Source organism: Streptomyces gottesmaniae, from assembly GCF_031845845.1.
In the GTDB taxonomy this organism is placed as follows: Bacteria; Actinomycetota; Actinomycetes; order Streptomycetales; family Streptomycetaceae; genus Streptomyces; species Streptomyces akebiae.
Window position 1 is genome coordinate 89044 of the sequence record NZ_JAVRFJ010000016.1, and the last position, 17652, is coordinate 106695.

The 17652-nt window shown below is 72.0% G+C and carries 12 protein-coding genes; 7 read left to right on the top strand and 5 right to left on the bottom strand.

Features of this window, described 5'->3' with window-relative positions:
* Window positions 1-447, top strand: coding sequence for a hypothetical protein (locus RM704_RS19620; protein WP_033528064.1), 447 nt, complete (start codon window positions 1-3; stop codon window positions 445-447).
* Window positions 448-611: 164 nt separating this feature from the next.
* On the opposite strand, the gene RM704_RS19625 is transcribed toward RM704_RS19620, so the two are convergent.
* From RM704_RS19625 to RM704_RS19635, 3 genes are all read right to left on the bottom strand, one after another.
* The gene (locus tag RM704_RS19625; RefSeq protein WP_033528065.1) at window positions 612-2072 is read right to left on the bottom strand and encodes a glutamate synthase subunit beta; all 1461 of its coding nucleotides are present in this window, start codon (window positions 2070-2072) and stop codon (window positions 612-614) included.
* The gene (gene gltB, locus RM704_RS19630) at window positions 2065-6666 is read right to left on the bottom strand and encodes a glutamate synthase large subunit (RefSeq protein WP_078937176.1); all 4602 of its coding nucleotides are present in this window, start codon (window positions 6664-6666) and stop codon (window positions 2065-2067) included. Before gltB ends, RM704_RS19625 begins: the two co-directional genes overlap by 8 nt.
* A 388-nt stretch (window positions 6667-7054) precedes the next feature.
* Window positions 7055-7783, bottom strand: coding sequence for a VIT1/CCC1 transporter family protein (locus RM704_RS19635; RefSeq protein WP_033528207.1), 729 nt, complete (start codon window positions 7781-7783; stop codon window positions 7055-7057).
* Window positions 7784-8060: 277 nt separating this feature from the next.
* On the opposite strand from RM704_RS19635, the gene RM704_RS19640 reads away from it, so the two are divergent.
* The 6 genes from RM704_RS19640 (at window position 8061) to RM704_RS19665 (ending at window position 15561) form a co-directional block, all read left to right on the top strand.
* On the top strand, window positions 8061-9167 hold the full coding sequence (locus RM704_RS19640) for an ADP-ribosylglycohydrolase family protein (RefSeq protein ID WP_033528067.1): 1107 nt from the start codon (window positions 8061-8063) through the stop codon (window positions 9165-9167).
* A gap of 236 nt (window positions 9168-9403) precedes the next feature.
* Window positions 9404-10807 (top strand): ADP-ribosylglycohydrolase family protein, encoded by a 1404-nt coding sequence (locus RM704_RS19645; RefSeq protein WP_311590947.1) that lies wholly within the window; start codon window positions 9404-9406, stop codon window positions 10805-10807.
* Window positions 10804-12000, top strand: coding sequence for an ADP-ribosylglycohydrolase family protein (locus RM704_RS19650; protein WP_033528069.1), 1197 nt, complete (start codon window positions 10804-10806; stop codon window positions 11998-12000). Before RM704_RS19645 ends, RM704_RS19650 begins: the two co-directional genes overlap by 4 nt.
* Window positions 11997-13496 (top strand): ADP-ribosylglycohydrolase family protein, encoded by a 1500-nt coding sequence (locus RM704_RS19655; RefSeq protein WP_311590922.1) that lies wholly within the window; start codon window positions 11997-11999, stop codon window positions 13494-13496. Before RM704_RS19650 ends, RM704_RS19655 begins: the two co-directional genes overlap by 4 nt.
* Window positions 13493-14710 carry a CaiB/BaiF CoA transferase family protein gene (locus RM704_RS19660; RefSeq protein WP_033528071.1) on the top strand — a complete coding sequence of 406 codons (1218 nt, stop codon included), beginning with the start codon at window positions 13493-13495 and terminating at the stop codon, window positions 14708-14710. The genes RM704_RS19655 and RM704_RS19660 overlap by 4 nt, the downstream gene beginning before the upstream one ends.
* Window positions 14707-15561, top strand: coding sequence for an HpcH/HpaI aldolase/citrate lyase family protein (locus RM704_RS19665; RefSeq protein WP_033528072.1), 855 nt, complete (start codon window positions 14707-14709; stop codon window positions 15559-15561). The genes RM704_RS19660 and RM704_RS19665 overlap by 4 nt, the downstream gene beginning before the upstream one ends.
* Window positions 15562-15730: 169 nt before the next feature.
* On the opposite strand, the gene lgt is transcribed toward RM704_RS19665, so the two are convergent.
* Entirely contained in the window at window positions 15731-16714 is a 984-nt protein-coding gene (gene lgt, locus RM704_RS19670) for a prolipoprotein diacylglyceryl transferase (protein ID WP_033528073.1), read from the bottom strand.
* Between the two features lie 118 nt (window positions 16715-16832).
* Complete coding sequence (locus RM704_RS19675; RefSeq protein ID WP_033528074.1) at window positions 16833-17609, bottom strand: DsbA family protein; 777 nt, start codon at window positions 17607-17609, stop codon at window positions 16833-16835.
* Window positions 17610-17652: the final 43 nt, after the last annotated feature.

The window sequence follows — 17652 nt, forward strand, 5'->3', positions numbered from 1 at the left end:
ATGCCGTACACCCGCGCCGAACTCGACGACGCCGAGCGCCGCCTGGAGCAGATGACGCGCCCCGAGCGCCAGCTGGCGGCCGCCCTCCAACAGGCCGAGGGCTACCGCAACTTCGTGGCCTCCCTCACCGGGCTGCTGACCGCGGTCTTCGTCCTCAAGGGCCAGGAGGACCTGAGCAAGTTGCCGGACTGCCCGCGCTGGGCGGTCATCACGCTGCTCGCCGGCGGTTTCCTGGCCCTGATCATCGCCTCGTGGCTCACCGTGCTCGCCGCGCACGGACGCCCCGGCGCGGACTTCTACGGGGAGCCGACCCGCCTGCTGGACTACGAGACGCAACGCCCCAGAAGGATCTGGACGCTGATCGAGTGGGCGACATGGCTCGCGCTGCTCGGCATTCTCGCCGTCGCGGTCGCGGTCGTCATCACCTGGCTGGCCCCGGCCAAGTAGGCGCGGGGACGTCGGAACATGCGACGGCGCCCGCCCTGTAGTCCGGTCGGGGACTGGTGGGCAGGCGCCGTCAGTGTTCCGTACGCCGTTGTACGGGACGTCTGTCGATCCGGTGGATCACTGACACGGCGGGTCAGGACCCGGGCGGTCAGGACCCCGGCGGATCAGACCATCAGCGAACGGTCCGTCGGCCGGATCGGCGCCGGCAGCTCGCTCGCGCCCGTGAGGAAGCGGTCGCAGCCGCGGGCGGCCGAGCGGCCCTCGGCGATCGCCCAGACGATCAGCGACTGACCGCGGCCCGCGTCACCGGCCACGAACACACCCGGCACGTTGGTCTGGAAGTCGGCGTCACGCGCGATGTTGCCGCGCTCGTCGAGGTCCAGGCCGAACTGCTCGACCAGGCCGTTCTCGCGGTCGGTGCCGGTGAAGCCCATCGCCAGGGTGACCAGCTGGGCGGGGATTTTGCGCTCCGTGCCCGGCTTCTGCGTCAGCTTGCCGTCGACGAACTCGACCTCGACGAGGTGCAGCCACTGCACGTTGCCGTCCTCGTCGCCCTCGAAGTGGGTGGTGGAGACGGAGTAGACCCGCTCGCCGCCCTCCTCGTGCGCGGAGGTGACCTTGTAGAGCATCGGGAAGGTCGGCCACGGCTGGTTCGGGGCACGGTCCTCGCCCGGCCTGGGCATGATCTCCAGCTGCGTGACGGAGGCCGCGCCCTGGCGGTGGGCGGTGCCCACGCAGTCGGCGCCGGTGTCGCCACCGCCGATGACGACGACGTGCTTGCCCTCGGCCGTGATGGGGGGCGCCACGAAGTCGCCCTCCTGCACCTTGTTGGCGAGCGGCAGGTACTCCATCGCCTGGTGGATGCCGTTCAGCTCGCGGCCGGGGACCGGGAGGTCACGGGCGGTCGTCGCACCCGCGGCGATCACGACGGCGTCGTACCGCTTCTTCAGGTCCGTCGCCTTGAGGTCGCGGCCGATCTCGACGCCCGTACGGAAGCGGGTGCCCTCCGCGCGCATCTGCTCGATACGGCGGTTGATGTGCCGCTTCTCCATCTTGAACTCGGGGATGCCGTAGCGGAGCAGACCGCCGACGCGGTCCGCGCGCTCGTACACCGCGACCGTGTGGCCGGCCCGCGTCAGCTGCTGGGCGGCCGCGAGACCCGCCGGGCCCGAGCCGATGACCGCGACCGTCTTGCCGGAGAGGCGCTCCGGGGCCTGGGGCGCGACGTCGCCGCTGTCCCACGCCTTGTCGATGATCGAGACCTCGACGTTCTTGATGGTGACGGCCGGCTGGTTGATGCCGAGGACGCACGCCGACTCACAGGGAGCGGGGCACAGACGGCCCGTGAACTCCGGGAAGTTGTTCGTGGCGTGCAGGCGCTCCGAGGCGGCGCCCCAGTCCTCGCGGTAGGCGTAGTCGTTCCACTCGGGGATGAGGTTCCCGAGCGGACAGCCGTTGTGGCAGAACGGGATGCCGCAGTCCATGCAGCGGGACGCCTGCTTCGAGATGATCGGGAGCAGCGAGCCCGGAACGTAGACCTCGTTCCAGTCCTTCAGCCGTACGTCGACGGGGCGGGACTTGGCGACCTCGCGCCCGTGGTTGAGGAAGCCCTTCGGGTCAGCCATTGATCGCCGCCTCCATCATCTTCTCGGTGATCTCGGTCTCGGAGAGACCGGCCTGCTCGGCGGCGGCCTTGGCGGCGAGCACTGCCTTGTACGTGCTGGGGATGATCTTGCTGAAGCGCTCCACGGCGACGGTCCAGTCGGCGAGCAGCTTCTCGGCGACCGTGGATCCGGTCTCCTCGGCGTGGCGGCGCACCACGTCGTGCAGCCACTGCTTGTCGTCGTCGGACAGGGCCTCGACGGCGCCCACGTTGCCGGCGTTGACGTTGTCGCGGTTCAGGTCGATGACGTAGGCGATGCCGCCCGACATACCGGCCGCGAAGTTGCGGCCCGTCTCGCCGAGGACGACCGCGTGGCCGCCAGTCATGTACTCGCAGCCGTGGTCGCCCACGCCCTCGGACACCACCAGGGCGCCGGAGTTGCGGACACAGAACCGCTCACCCGTACGACCGCGGAGGAACAGCTCGCCGCCGGTCGCGCCGTAGGCGATGGTGTTGCCCGCGATGGTCGAGAACTCGGCGAGGTGGTCGGCGCCCCGGTCGGGACGGACGATCACCCGGCCGCCGGAGAGGCCCTTGCCGACGTAGTCGTTGGCGTCGCCCTCCAGGCGCAGCGTGACACCGCGCGGGAGGAAGGCGCCGAAGGACTGGCCCGCGGAGCCGGTGAAGGTGATGTCGATGGTGTCGTCGGGCAGACCCGCCCCGCCGAACTTCTTCGTCACCTCGTGGCCGAGCATCGTGCCGACCGTGCGGTTGATGTTGCGGACCTTGACCTGGGCGCGCACCGGTTGGGCGTCGGTGGCGTCCGAGGCGGCGAGAGCGTCGGCGGCGAGCTTGATCAGCTCGTTGTCGAGCGCCTTCTCCAGGCCGTGGTCCTGCTCGATGAGCTGGTGGCGGACGGCGCCCTCGGGCAGCTCGGGCACGTGGAACAGCGGCTCCAGGTCCAGGCCCTGTGCCTTCCAGTGGTCGACCGCGCGGGTCACGTCGAGCGCCTCGGCGTGGCCGACGGCCTCCTCGATGGACCGGAAGCCCAGCTCGGCGAGGATCTCGCGGACCTCCTCGGCGATGAACTCGAAGAAGTTCACGACGTACTCGGCCTTGCCGGTGAACCGGTCGCGCAGCGTCGGGTTCTGTGTGGCGATGCCGACCGGGCAGGTGTCCAGGTGGCAGACGCGCATCATGACGCAGCCGGAGACGACCAGCGGGGCGGTCGCGAAGCCGAACTCCTCGGCGCCGAGGAGCGCGGCGATGACGACGTCACGACCGGTCTTCAGCTGGCCGTCGGTCTGGACGACGATGCGGTCGCGCAGGCCGTTGAGCAGCAGCGTCTGCTGGGTCTCGGCGAGACCGAGCTCCCAGGGACCGCCCGCGTGCTTCAGCGAGGTCAGCGGGGAGGCACCCGTACCACCGTCGTGGCCGGAGATCAGGACGACGTCCGCGTGCGCCTTCGACACACCGGCCGCGACCGTGCCGACGCCGACCTCCGAGACCAGCTTCACGTGGATCCGCGCCTGCGGGTTCGCGTTCTTCAGGTCGTGGATCAGCTGGGCCAGGTCCTCGATGGAGTAGATGTCGTGGTGCGGCGGCGGGGAGATGAGGCCCACGCCCGGCGTCGAGTGACGCGTCTTGGCGACCCACGGGTAGACCTTGTGGCCGGGCAGCTGACCGCCCTCGCCGGGCTTGGCGCCCTGGGCCATCTTGATCTGGATGTCGTCGGCGTTGACGAGGTACTCGCTCGTCACGCCGAAGCGGCCGGAGGCGACCTGCTTGATCGACGAACGCCGCGCCGGGTCGTAGAGACGGTCCGGGTCCTCGCCGCCCTCCCCGGTGTTGGACTTGCCGCCCAGCTGGTTCATGGCGATGGCGAGCGTCTCGTGCGCCTCGCGCGAGATCGAGCCGTACGACATGGCGCCGGTCGAGAAGCGCTTGACGATCTCGGAGACCGGCTCGACCTCGTCGATCGAGATCGGCGCACGGCCCTCGCCCGCCTTGAAACCGAACAGGCCGCGCAGCGTCATCAGACGCTCGGACTGCTCGTTCACGCGGTCCGTGTACTGCTTGAAGATGTCGTAGCGACGCGTCCGGGTCGAGTGCTGGAGGCGGAAGACCGTCTCCGGGTCGAACAGGTGCGGCTCGCCCTCGCGGCGCCACTGGTACTCGCCGCCTATCTCAAGGGCGCGGTGGGCGGGCGCGATGCCGCTGGCCGGGTAGGCCTTGGCGTGGCGGGCGGCGACCTCCTTGGCGATGACGTCGATGCCGACGCCGCCGATCTTGGTGGCCGTGCCGTTGAAGTACTTCTCCACGAACTCGTCCGCGAGGCCGACGGCCTCGAAGACCTGGGCGCCGCGGTAGGAGGCGACGGTGGAGATGCCCATCTTGGACATGACCTTCAGGACGCCCTTGCCGAGGGCGTAGATCAGGTTGCGGATGGCCTGCTCGGCCTCGATACCGGAGAGGAACGTTCCGGCGCGGACGAGGTCCTCGACGGACTCCATCGCCAGGTACGGGTTGACGGCCGCGGCGCCGAAGCCGATGAGCAGGGCGACGTGGTGGACCTCGCGGACGTCACCGGCCTCGACCAGCAGGCCCACCTGGGTGCGCTGCTTGGTGCGGATGAGGTGGTGGTGGACGGCCGCGGTGAGCAGCAGCGACGGGATCGGCGCGTGCTCGGCGTCCGAGTGACGGTCCGAGAGGACGATCAGCCGGGCGCCGTTCTCGATGGCCGCGTCGGCCTCGGTGCAGATCTCCTCGATGCGCGCGGCGAGGGCCTCACCGCCGCCGGAGACCCGGTACAGGCCGGAGAGGGTCGCGGCCTTCATGCCGGGCATGTCGCCGTCGGCGTTGATGTGGATGAGCTTGGCCAGCTCGTCGTTGTCGATCACCGGGAAGGGCAGGGTCACGCTGCGGCACGACGCGGCGGTCGGCTCCAGGATGTTGCCCTCGGGGCCCAGCGAGGAGCGCAGCGAGGTGACCAGCTCTTCGCGGATCGCGTCCAGCGGCGGGTTGGTGACCTGCGCGAACAGCTGGGTGAAGTAGTCGAAGAGCAGGCGCGGGCGGGAGGACAGCGCCGCGATCGGCGAGTCCGTGCCCATGGAGCCGATGGGCTCGGCGCCGGCCTTGGCCATCGGCGCGAGGATGACGCGCAGCTCCTCCTCGGTGTACCCGAAGGTCTGCTGGCGGCGGGTGACCGAGGCGTGGGTGTGCACGATGTGCTCGCGCTCGGGCAGGTCGGACAGCTCGATCTCGCCGGCCTCCAGCCACTCCGCGTAGGGGTGCTCGGCGGCGAGGCCGGCCTTGATCTCGTCGTCCTCGACGATGCGGTGCTCGACGGTGTCGACCAGGAACATCCGGCCCGGCTGCAGGCGGCCCTTGCGGACGACCTTGGCGGGGTCGATGTCGAGGACGCCGACCTCGGAGCCGAGGACGACGAGACCGTCGTCGGTGACCCAGTAGCGGCCGGGGCGGAGGCCGTTGCGGTCGAGGACCGCGCCGACCTGCTTGCCGTCGGTGAAGGTGACACAGGCCGGGCCGTCCCAGGGCTCCATCATCGTGGAGTGGAACTGGTAGAAGGCGCGGCGGGCCGGCTCCATGGAGTCGTGGTTCTCCCACGCCTCCGGGATCATCATCAGCACGGAGTGCGGCAGGGTGCGGCCACCGAGGTGGAGCAGCTCCAGGACCTCGTCGAAGGACGCCGAGTCGGAGGCCTCCGGCGTACAGATGGGGAAGATCCGGTCCAGCTTGTCCTGCGGCCCGAACAGGTCGGAGGCCAGCTGGGACTCGCGGGCCACCATCCAGTTGCGGTTGCCCTTGACCGTGTTGATCTCACCGTTGTGCGCGACGAAGCGGTACGGGTGGGCGAGCGGCCAGGACGGGAAGGTGTTGGTGGAGAACCGGGAGTGCACCAGCGCGATCGCGGAGGCGAAGCGGCGGTCGGACAGGTCCGGGAAGAAGGGCTCCAGCTGGCCGGTGGTCAGCATGCCCTTGTAGACGATGGTCCGCGCGGAGAGCGAGGGGAAGTAGACGTCGACCTCGCGCTCGGCGCGCTTGCGCAGCACGAACGTCTTGCGGTCGAGGTCGATGTCCTTCGAGGTGCCGTCGGAGACGAAGACCTGACGGAAGGCGGGCATCGTCGAGCGGGCCGTGGCGCCGAGCAGCTCGGGGGCGACGGGCACCTCGCGCCAGCCGAGGACGGTCAGGCCCTCCTCGGCGGCGATGGCCTCGATGCGGGCGACGGCGTCCTCGGTGCCCTCCTCGGGCAGGAAGCCGGTACCGACGGCGTACGAGCCGGCCTCGGGCAGCTCGAATCCGGCCACCTCACGGAAGAACGCGTCGGGGACCTGCGAGAGGATGCCGGCGCCGTCACCCGAGTCGGGCTCCGAACCGGTCGCCCCGCGGTGCTCCAGGTTGCGCAGAACCGTGAGCGCCTGCTCGACCAGCGCATGGCTCGCCTCGCCGGTGAGGGTGGCCACGAAGCCGACGCCACAGGCGTCGCGCTCGTTGCGGGGGTCGTACATACCCTGCGCAGCAGGGCGAGCATCCATGAACGACCACTTCTGGCCACTCGTGGAGTGCTGGGACGGCTGGCGCGGCGTACGCATCGGCTCTCCCGTCGTCGTCATCTGGCATATGCGATTGCCGAGGGACGACGCTGGCCCTCTGCGTAAGGTGCAAAATTTCGTGCAGGTTACATGATGGAACGATTCTCGGGAAGCGGATACTTCGTCCCAACATGCGGACGCCACGCCGCGGAGGGGTCGCCGCGCACGGTGGCGTGATCAAACGCGATCAAGGGGGAGCCGACCGGACAGATCGATGTCGGTCGACCGGGGCGCAGGAGGCGTCGTCGCCCACTACTTCAGGTGCTTCAGGTGCTTGACGGGCGTCGTTGCCCGCGGCGCTTACGGCTCATGCCCAGCGGTTAAGCATTCGAAACCGCCTGGTAACGACTACTTATACGGTCCCGCGCATACGTAGCCATCCGATCCATCATACGGCCGCTCCGAACAGGCTGCCCAGGGCGTACGTCACACCCGCCGCAGCACCACCGAGGGCGAGCTGCCGCAGCCCGCTGAACCACCAGGTTCTGGCCGTCACTCTGGCCACCACGGCTCCGCACCCGAAGAGCCCGGCGAGCGCCACCAGCACGGCCGGCCACAGCGCGCTCGCGCCGAGCAGATACGGCAGTACGGGCAGCAGGGCGCCCAGCGCGAACGAGCCGAAGCTCGACACGGCGGCGACGACGGGCGAGGGCAGGTCGCCGGGGTCGACGCCCAGCTCCTCGCGCGCGTGGATCTCCAGGGCCTGTTCGGGATCGCGCGAGAGCTGCCGCGCGACCTCCCGGGCGAGCCCCGGCTGGACCCCGCGGCTCTCGTAGAGCGCGGCGAGCTCCTGCTCCTCGTCCTTGGGGTGCTTGCGCAACTCCCGCCGTTCGACGTCGAGTTCGGCCTGGACGAGTTCGCGCTGCGAGGCCACGGAGGTGTATTCGCCGGCGGCCATGGAGAAGGCCCCGGCGGCGAGCCCCGCCAGCCCGGCGACGACGACCGCCTCCCGCCCGGCCGTTCCGCCGGCGACACCGGTCATCAGCGCCAGGTTGGACACGAGCCCGTCCATCGCCCCGAACACGGCGGGCCGCAGCCAGCCGCCGTTCACGTCCCGGTGGGTGTGGTTGTCCCGGTGCGCCTCGTGCAACGCGGCCTCGGTGTCGATGATCGCCACGATCAAGCCCCTTTCCTCACGTCGAACGTACGCTCGGAAAATCGCTTCTGCCAGCAAGGAAGGCCGTACTTACCCGGGTTGGCGGCTGTTCGAGAAACGACTGCCGCTCATTCGTACAGGGCTCTGCACAGATGTCGACCGGGTGATACACGAGCGTTCCGCGCGCCGCCGGGGCGCCGGATGTGGGAGAGATCTTCCCAGTGAAAGCTGGCAAATCTTCAGAGCGGATCAACTGCCCATCGGGCCAGACCTGCCCACGGGCCAGAGAGGCGACCGTATGCCTTCCATCGCCTGCATTCCCTCGGTCCCGGCACCCGGCGACGCCGCCGACCTCCGCGAGCGGGCACGGGGGGCCATGCTCGGGCTCGCCGTCGGGGACGCGCTGGGGGCGCCCGCCGAGAACATGAAGCCCTCCGAGATCCGCGCGCGCTGGGGGCGCATCACCGGGTACGTGGCCGAACGCCCCTCGGGCACGGACGACACCGAGTACGCCATCTTCTCCGGGCTGCTGCTGGCCCGGCACGGCTCGGCGCTCACCGTCACCCACGTGGAGACGGCCTGGCACCAGTGGATCGCGGACCGGGACGAGGGGCCGTTCCGCGGCGCGGGCTTCAGCGAACGCGGCACCCTGGAGAACCTCCGCCGCGGGCTGGCCGCGCCCATCTCCGCCCAGCACCGGCACGCCTGGAGCGACGGCCTGGCCATGCGCGCGGCCCCCTTCGGCGTCTTCGCGGCGGGCCGCCCGGCGGAGGCCGCCCGTCTGGTCGCCATCGACGGCTCGGTCAGCCACGACGGTGAGGGCATCTACGGCGGCCAGGCGGTCGCGGCGGGAGTGGCGGCGGCGATGGCGGGAGCGCCGACGATCGCGGTCGTGGCCTCCGCGCTCGCCGTGATCCCCGAGGACTCCTGGACCGCGCGCTCCCTGCGCCGGGCGGTCGCCGTCGCCCACCGGGGCGAACGCGCGGTCCGCTCCGCCGTCGTCATCGGCGGCTACCCCTGGACCGATCTCGCCCCCGAAGCCGTCGCCCTCGCCTTCGGTGCCTACGCGGCGGCGGACGGCGATTTCACCGAGTCGGTGCTCACGGCGGTGAACATGGGCCGCGACGCCGACACGACCGCCGCGGTCGCCGGCGCGCTGGCCGGCGCGACCCGGGGAGCGGCGTCGATCCCGGCCGAGTGGACCGCCGCGATCGGCCCGGCCAGAGGCAGCTGCCTGCCCTCCATGGCCGGGCATCACGTCCTGGACGTGGCCGAGCTCCTGGTCCCGACCGAGGGCGGCAAATGGGCCACGGGCACGGCCCTGTTCCCCCACGGCGACCTGCCCCTGCCGACCCCGACCACCTTCACCCTCGCCCCGGCCGACACGACGGAGACCCCCGCATGACCCCACCCGCCCCGTGGGACGACACGACCCCCACGTCACCCTCCACGCCGTACGAGGAGCTGCCGCCCAGGACACCGGCCCCACCGCGCGACGCCCCGGCTCCCACAGCACCGCACGTACCACCGGCAGAGCCGACGGACCCGCCCGACATCGGCGAGCGGCATCTCCTGGCGGAGCCGATCGAGCGCACACGCCCGAACGCACCGAAGCCGACCATCACCGAGCCGACCGTCACCATGCCCCTCACGCCCACGCCCACACCCACACCCACACCCACACCCACACCCGACACCGAACCACTCGTCCCCGCGCCGCCGGCCGAACCTCTCGCCCCCGAACACCTCGCCCCCGCCCGCCGGGTCCCGGCGAAGCCCCTCACGCACGGAGCCACGGCCGCCGACGGTGGAGGCACCCCCCAGGGGCCGACCTCACTCGACGACGGGATTCGCACGGGCGGCGCGGGTGGGAGACCCAAAGCCGAAGGCGGAGCCGAGGCCACGGCCCGCGCCCCCCGCCGTATCGAGGGCCTCCTCCTGGGCCTCGCCGCAGGCGACGCCGCCGGCTGGCCCGCCGCCCGTCACCGGGCCGCCCGCATGCCCGAGTGGACCCGCCGCCTCACCCGCGAACTGGACACCTTCGCCGAGCAGAACGCCACCACCACCCTCCCCGTGCCCATCGCCCTCAACCAACCCCCCGAACCCCTGCGCCTCGGCCCCTCCGACGACGCGGAATGGGCGGCCTTCGCCGCGGAGGCCCTCCTCCGCGCCGGCGACGCCGCCGCCCTCGGCGACCTCAGCCTGGAACGCCGCACCCGCGCCTCCATCGACCTCTCCTGGAACGCCGTGGCCAGCGAGATCGCCGCCGCGGCCGAACGCGCCCCCGAGGTCGAGTCCGCCGTACTCCCCCTGCGCGCCCGTATCTCCGTACGCGCCGGCCTCGGCAACCTCGCCACCGGCTTGCGCCCACCCGCCACCGGCCACGACAACCCGCACTACTTCGACGACGCGGCCTGTGTCCGCGCCTGCGTCCTGGCGGTGGCCCACCCGGGCGACCCCCGCCGCGCCGCCGACCTGGCCGAGTTCGACGCCCGCTACACCCAGGACGGCGACGGCGTGCACGGCGCCCGCGCGATGGCCGCGGCGCTCGCGCTGGCGCTCGCCGGCGCGGACGTCGACGACTGCGCGGCCGCGGCCCTGGCCGAACTCCCCGCCTCGACGGAGATCGGCCGCAACGCGCGCCACGCCCTCGACCTCGCCCACCGCCACAAAAAAGAAGGAACATTCGCTCTGATCCCCCTCCTGGAGCACCAGATCGTCGACCACGTCTACAGCTACGGCATCGCCGCCGCCGAGACCGTCCCCGTGGCCCTCGCCCTGGCCACAGCCGCCCGCGGCCGGATCGCCGAAGCCGTCCCCGCCGCCGCCTGCCTCTCCCGGGTCGCCGACTCCGCCCCGGCCCTCGCCGGCGCCCTGACCGGAGCACTCGGCGGCGGCGTCGCCGTCCCCGACACCTGGCGGGACGCCTGCCGCACCCTCTCCGGCTGCGCCCTCCCCCGCCTCACCGGCACCGACCTCGTCCACCTCGCCGAACTTCTCCGCACAGCGGAACTCCCCACCCCGCACGGCGTTAGCCGGGCATGACGCCCGCATCGCATCCCGCACCCGTCCCGGCGCCCGCCCCCGCGGCCGCTCCGGAAGCCAAGCTCGACGAACGCATCACCGGCGCCCTCGTCGGCGCCGCCGTCGGCGACGCCCTCGGCGGCCCGGTGGAGGGCTACACCCCGGAACAGATCCTCGAACGCCACGGCGGCCGCGTGCACGGGGTCGTCGGCCCCTGGAACGGCGACCGGTGGCGCACCGCCCGCCCCATCGCCCCGTACCACAAGGGCGACGGCCACGTCACCGACGACACCTTGATGACCCATGCGCTCGTCCGGGTGTACGACCGCGTACGCGACCACCTCGACGCGTACGCGGTCGCCGAGCACCTGGTGCCCGACATGATGACGACCCCGCGCTGGATCCCCGAGCTGGAGGCCGAGGCGCTCCCCCTCCAGCGGGTCTTCCTCGCCGAGAAGTGGCTGGTGGCCCGTATCCACTACGGCCACATCGACCCCCGCGAGGCCGGCACCGGCAACATCGTCAACTGCGGTGCCGCGATGTACATGGCCCCCGTCGGCCTGGTCAACGCGGCCGACCCGCGCGGCGCGTACGCCGAGGCGCTCGACGTCGCGGGCGCCCACCAGTCGTCCTACGGCAGGGAGGCGGCGGGCGTGTTCGCTGCGGCGGTCGCCGCGGCGTGCATGCCGGGCGCGACGGCGGAGTCGGTGGTCGAGGCCTGCCTCGCCCTGGCGAAGGACGGCACCCGCGCGGCGATCGAGTCGGTGTGCGAAGTGGCCCGCCGCCACACGGACTTCGAGTCGGCGCTACGGCCGCTCCGCGAGGCGGTCGCCCCGTTCGACACGGTCGGCCCCGACTACCGGGCCCCCTCCCTCGGCGCCCGCCGCCCTTCCCGCCTCCACACGATCGAGGAACTCCCCGTCGCGCTCGGCATGGTGCTCGTGGCCCGCGGCGACTACCGCCACGCGGTGCTGGGTTCGGTGAACTACGGCCGCGACTGCGACTCCATCGCCACGATGGCCGGCGCCGTCGCCGGCGCGCTCGGCTCGGAGGTCCCGTCCGACTGGGCCAAGACGGTGGCCGAGGCGAGCCGCCTGGACCTGCACGCCCCCGCCCGGACGTTGACGGAGGTCGCGCTCCAGATCCACACCCAGGACGTCCGCCGTCGCCGCGCCCACGAGTCGGCCTTCACCGCCCTGGCCCCCGTCCGGTGACCGCCCTGCGTCTCACCTGGGTACAGCCCGAGGACCTCCTCGGCCACGAACTCCACCAGGCCCGTCAGGACGGCCGCGAGCCCTCGGTCATCGCCGCCCGCTGGCGGGCGGCGGGCGGCCCCCCGGCCCCCCTCCGCGCCGGCGCCTCCCCCCACCGGGTCTCCCGCTACCTCCGCCAACTCGCCGAGGACCTGCTGGACGAACTGGCGGATTTGCCGAGCGCGTTGAGGGACGACGAGCCGACGGACCTCGGCAGGATCAAGGCGTTGTGCCCGAACTGGCCCACCCGGCCGACCGAGCCCAGGCGGCCGACCGAGGCCACGCGGCCACCCGAGCCCACGCACCCGACCGGGGCCCCGGCTCCGACCGTGCGGTCCCACCCCGCTCAGCCCGCCTCCACCCGGCCGGCGGGGGCCCGCGCGACCTTCCCCGCCCCGGCCACCTACGCGCGGCGCCTCGAAGCCGCCTGGCTCGGCCGGGCCGCCGGCTGCCTCCTCGGCAAGCCCGTCGAGAAACTCCCCCTCCACGCCATCCGCCAACTCGCCGCGGTCACCGGCAACTGGCCCCTCAGCACGTGGTTCACCGCCCGAGGCGTCCCCGCGGAACTCCTCACCGCCCACCCCTGGAACCGCCGCTCGGCCCCCACCTCCCTCGCCGAGAACATCGACGGCATGCCCGAGGACGACGACCTCAACTACCCCCTCCTCAACCTGCTCCTCCTTACCCGCCACGGCCGGGACTTCACCACCGCCGACGTAGCCGGCCTCTGGCTCGACGAACTCCCCGCGGGCCGCACCTTCACGGCCGAACGCGTCGCCTACCGCAACCTCCTCACCGGCATCGAGCCACCCCACACCGCCCGCCACCGCAACCCGTTCCGCGAATGGATCGGCGCCCTGATCCGCGCCGACGTCCACGGCTGGACCAACCCCGGCGACCCGGCCGCCGCGGCCGAACAGGCCCACCGGGACGCCACCCTCACCCACACCGCCAACGGCGTCTACGCGGCGATGTTCGTCGCGGCCACCATCGCCGAGGCGGCCACCGGCACCCACGACGTCCACCAGTGCCTGCGCACCGGCCTGACGGTCGTCCCCCCGGACTCCCGCCTCGCGCGAGCGATCAACCACGCCCTCCGACTCACCGCCGGCACCGAGGACTTCGACACGATCGTCGACGAACTCCACGCCACCTACGCCGACCACCACTGGGTCCACGCCCTCCCCAACACCGCTCTGCTCACCGCCGCGCTCACCCACGCGGACGGCGACTACACGGCCTCCATCTGCCGTGCGGTGTCCGGTGGTTGGGACACCGACTCCAACGGTGCGACGGCGGGCAGCATCGCGGGGCTGCTGACCGGCCACCCGGACGCGCTCCCCGACCGCTGGACGGCTCCCCTCAAGAACCGCCTGGCCACCTCGATCGCCGACTTCAACGGCGTCGGCTTCGACACCCTGGCCCACCTCACCCTCCGGGAGACCCCCCACCCATGACCCAGGCGCCACCCCCGCCCCAGGCGTACGACCCTCCGCTCAGCCACCTCCGCGTCCTCGACCTCGCCACCCTCTTCGCGGGCCCCCTCGCCGCCACGATGCTCGGCGACTTCGGGGCGGAGGTCATCAAGGTCGAGCACCCCACGAAACCGGACCCGTCCCGGGGCCACGGCCCGTCGAAGGACGGCGTGGGCCTGTGGTGGAAGCTGCTGGGCCGCAACAAGCGCACCCTGACGCTGAACCTCTCCACCCCCGGCGGCCGGTCCACCCTGCTGCGTCTCGCCGCCACCGCCGACGTGATCATCGAGAACTTCCGCCCCGGCACCCTGGAGAAATGGGGTCTGGGCTGGCAGGAGCTGTCGGCGGTGAACCCCGCTCTGGTCCTCGCCCGGGTCACCGGATTCGGCCAGTTCGGCCCGTACGCGCACCGCCCCGGCTTCGGCACGCTCGCCGAGGCCATGAGCGGATTCGCCGCGATCACCGGCGAACCGGACGCCCCACCGGTCCTGCCACCCTTCGGGCTCGCCGACTCGATCGCGGGCCTCGCGACGGCGTACGCGGTGATGACCGCACTCGCCGCGCGTGACCGTACCGGCCAGGGGCAGACGGTCGACATGGCGATCATCGAGCCGATCCTCACCGTTCTCGGCCCCCAGCCCCTGTGGTACGACCAACTGGGCCATGTCCAGCCCCGCACGGGCAACCGCTCCGCGAACAACGCGCCCCGCAACACCTACCGCACGGCGGACGGTTCCTGGGTGGCCGTGTCCACCTCGGCCCAGTCCATCGCGGAACGCCTGATGCGCCTGGTCGGCCGGCCCGAGCTGATCGACGAGCCCTGGTTCGGCTCGGGGGCGGAGCGGGCCCGGCACGCGGACGTCCTGGACGAGGCGGTCGGCGCGTGGATCGCCCGTCACACGCGGGAGGAGGTCGTCGAGGCGTTCGAGAAGGCGGAGGCCGCGGTGGCCCCCATCCAGGACGTCCGGGAGGTGATGACCGACCCCCAGTACCGCGCCCTGGACACGATCACCACCGTCGACGACCCCGACCTCGGCCCCCTGCGCATGCAGAACGTCCTCTTCCGCCTCTCCAGCACCCCCGGTGCGATCCGCTGGGCGGGCCGTCCGCACGGCGCCGACACGGACTCGATCCTGACCGAACTGGGCCTGTCCGCACCGGAGATCGAGACCCTCCGCCGGGAAGGTGCCCTGTGACCCCCCAGTCGCCGACACCCTTCCCCCTGACCTGGCTGTACGTCCCCGGCGACCGCCCTGAGGTCGTCACCAAGGCCCTGGCCTCCGGCGCGGAGGTGGTGATCGTGGACCTGGAGGACGCGGTGGCCCCCGACCGCAAGGCCTACGCCCGCGCGGCCACCGCCGAACTCCTCGCGGCACCGCCGCCCGTTCCGGTCCACGTACGCGTCAACGCCCTGCACACCGCGGACGCCGAGGAGGATCTCGAAACCCTCGCCCCGCTCCCCGGCCTGGCCGCCCTCCGCCTGCCGAAGATCACGTCCCCCGACGAGGTGGCGAAGGTCGCGGAACGCATCGCGCCGGCGGAAGGAGGAGCGATCCCCCTGTACGCCCTCATCGAATCGGCCCTGGGCGTGGAACGGGCGTACGACATCGCCACCGCGCACCCCGCCCTGCGGGGCATCGCCCTCGGCGAGGCGGATCTCCGCGCCGACCTGGCCGTCAGCGACGACCGGGCGCTGGACTGGCCGCGCTCCCGGGTGATCCTCGCCGCCCGTGCCGCCGGTCTCCCGTCACCCGCCCAGTCGGTCTACCCGGACACGAAAGACCTGGAGGGCCTGGCGGCCACCTCCGCCCACGGCCGCGCGCTCGGGTTCCTGGGCCGCGCCGCCATCCACCCGCGCCAGCTCCCGGTGATCGAACGCGCGTACACCCCGACTCCCCAGGAGGTGGAGTCGGCCGAGCGGACCCTCAGAGCGGCGACCGGTACGGCCGGGGCACTGGCCCTCCCCGACGGCCACTTCATCGACCCGGCCGTCGTCGCCGCGGCGCGCAGAACCCTGACCCTTGCGGCCCGCCCCAGCAGACTTTGATCGCCCCCGCCGCGCCCCTTCAGGGGCGCGGGGAACCGCGCGAGCAACCACGAACCACCCGCAGCCGCCGACGAACCCGAATCCCCGAGCTGCTAGGCACCCCGAACCACAGACCCACCCGCCCCGAAGGGACAGGTGGGTCGGCAGCACATCGACCGATACGCGGTGCTCAGCTCTTCTTCGCGGACTCGGTCTCCTTCTTCTCGCCCTTCTCGCCCTCCACGCCGGAGGCCTCCGCGTCCTTCTCTTCGTCGGCCTCGGCCTCGGCCTTGCCCGACGGCTTCTCCGACTCCTCGTCGCCGACCGTGGCAGCGCCCTCGTCCCCGTCACCGTCGGGGCCCCCCGGCTCGACGATCTCCTCGCGCCCCGGCCGCTTCCGGGCCGACAGGACGATGTAGATCACGGCGAGGATGAAGACGAACAGCGCGGTCCAGTTGTTGAGGCGCAGTCCGAGGATGTGGTGGGCCTCGTCGACCCGCATGTACTCGATCCAGAACCGCCCCGCGCAGTACGCGGCGACGTACAGCGCGAACGCCCGCCCGTGCCCGAGCTTGAACCGGCGGTCCGCCCAGATGACGAGGAGCGCGACGCCGATGCACCACAGCGACTCGTAGAGGAAGGTCGGGTGGTACGTACCCGGCAGCCGACCGTCCGTGGAGGACGTGATCTCCACGGCCCACGGAAGATCCGTCGGCTTTCCGTACAGTTCCTGGTTGAACCAGTTGCCCCAGCGGCCGATCGACTGCGCGAGAGCGATCCCGGGCGCGACGGCGTCGGCGTACGCGGGCAGCGGGATGCCACGTCGGCGGCAGCCGATCCACGCCCCCACCGCGCCGAGGGCGATCGCGCCCCAGATGCCGAGGCCGCCCTCCCAGACCTTGAAGGCGTCCACCCAGTCACGGCCCTCGCTGAAGTACAGCTCGTAGTCCGTGATCACGTGGTAGAGCCGGCCGCCGATCAGGCCGAAGGGCACGGCCCAGACGGCGATGTCGGCGACCGTTCCGGCCCGTCCGCCCCGCGCGACCCAGCGTTTGTTGCCGAGCCAGACGGCTACGAAGACACCGATGATGATGCAGAAGGCGTAGCCGCGCAGCGGGACGGGACCGAGGTACAGCACCCCGCGCGACGGGCTGGGAATGTAGGCAAGTTCCATGGCAGGGTCGACGCTACCCTGCCGGGCCTGGCCGACGGCAGGCAGCCCGGCAACGGGTCCATAACGCCGCCCCGTTGCCGCCTTGACACCCCACGGGCCCCACGAGGCACTCCCGGCCTCAGCCCGCGGCCTTCGCCTCCACCATCTCCTTCAGCTTGGCGGGGGTCATGGACTGGTCCGCGTAGATGTTGGTGCCGTTGAGGAAGACGCTCGGCGTGCCGGAGAAGCCGCCCTTCTGGAAGGCCTCGTTCGACTTGGCGACCCAGCTGTTGTGCTTGCCGTCCTCGACGCAGGTGCGGAAGGCGGCGGTGTCCAGCCCGTCCACCTTCTTCGCCAGGTCGAGGAGCTTGGTCTCGCTCGCGAAGGCGTCGTCCGTCTCGGGCGGCTGGTTCTGGAAGAGCACGTCGTGGTACGCGGGGAACTTCCCCTCGTTCTGCGCGCACGCGGCGGCGTTGGCGGCCTTGCGGGAGCCGCTGCCGCCCATGTTGCCGTCGATCAGGGTGGCGAGGTGGTACTCGACCTTCAGCTTCCCGGCCGCGGTCAGCTCGTGGATCGTCGAGCGATAGGCGTCCTCGAAGGACTTGCAGGCCGGGCAGCGGAAGTCCTCCCACACGGAGAGCGTCGACCTGGCGCCGGCGTCCCCGACGGGGATCGCGAGGCTGTCCTCGCCGTTCGCCCCCGAGGGCGCGACCACCGGGCCCGAGGTGTCGGCCCCGTCGTCCTTGCCCGCGTTCGCCGCGACGACGCCGATCACGGCGGCCAGCCCCAGCACGCAGACCACGGACGCGCCCACGATCAGCACCCGACGGCGCTTCTCGGCGGCCTTCTGCTTCTCGCGCTCCTCCGCCAGCCGTTCACGGGCGGTGCGCTTTCCCTCACGGTTCTTCTCGCTCACATCCCGCAGAACGAACCGGGGAGGCGCTCAGCGCCTCCCCGAT